This window comes from Methylacidimicrobium cyclopophantes, assembly GCF_902143385.2.
Taxonomy (GTDB): Bacteria; Verrucomicrobiota; Verrucomicrobiia; order Methylacidiphilales; family Methylacidiphilaceae; genus Methylacidimicrobium; species Methylacidimicrobium cyclopophantes.
Genome location: NZ_CABFUZ020000007.1, coordinates 1 through 941, shown reverse-complemented (window position 1 = coordinate 941; position 941 = coordinate 1). Strand labels below are relative to the sequence as shown.

Sequence of the window (941 nt, the reverse complement as noted above, 5' to 3'; positions counted from 1 at the left end):
CGCGGGAAGGGGGGGTGGCGGTCGACTACCGGGCGGTCGTTCGCTCCCCCTTCCGCTTGTACGTAGTGGAGGGGGGACGGGCGCGAATGCCGGAAGCCGCTCCCGAGCTCGTCCGATATGTCTGGGGCTACCTCCTCTTCGACTCGATCCTGCCTCCGGGCTGCGTCCATGACTTTGCCAACAAAACCGTGCTCCTGGAAGCCGGTCGGCCGCTGGCCTTTCGCTGGCGCGTCGAAAAGGCGCAAGTGGTGGAAGGACGGTGGAAGATCCTCTTGGCTTCCCCCTCCCTGCTCGAGTGGAATTGCGCCTTCGAGGCCGCCGAGCTCCTCGCTCTGCGGGAAGGAGCTCCCTATGCGCTCCATCTGGCCGGGGATCTCTGCCTCAAGCGCCTCGGCGATCCCTATTACGAGACCCTCGATGAGATCTACTTCCGCTACGAGTCGGTCTGGGGCATCGGCGCCAGGTCCACCGGCTTCGCCGAGCGGGCTCTGGCCGGCCTCCGGGCAAGCGAGATCCCCGTTCCGGCGGGCGGCCCGATTTTGCGGCTCCAAAGCCTTCCTCGACCCGAGGGAAGGAGCCTCCGGCTGCCGTCCATTCCCGCGACCGACTGGGCGGGAGCGATCTTGGCCCCCGTGAGGCGGCTCCAGCCCCGGAGCGGGGAAGCCGCTTTCATCCACTACTACCGGGACAAGGCCCGAGCCCGGGATGAGTGGATCGATGGCCGCGTCCGGTATTGGGTCCAGGCGCTCGATCCGAGCCGTAGACCGACGGCCCGATAGGGATCGGGGGAAGCGACCCCAAACGACCCCACCACCCAAAGGCTGCGCCATGAACCGGAAACGCCCTCCGCGCCTTGGTCTGCTCCTCCTTTTCCTGGCACTCTCCGGGAACTTCCGGGCCGACGCGCAGCTCTCGGTTCCCCCTCCCGAGGCGGCCGCGTC

General features: G+C 67.8%; 1 pseudogene. It reads left to right on the top strand.

The window, feature by feature from the left end:
- Positions 1-779: pseudogene (locus tag FN369_RS00230) on the top strand (hypothetical protein); the annotation flags it as partial.
- Positions 780-941 lie beyond the last annotated feature (162 nt).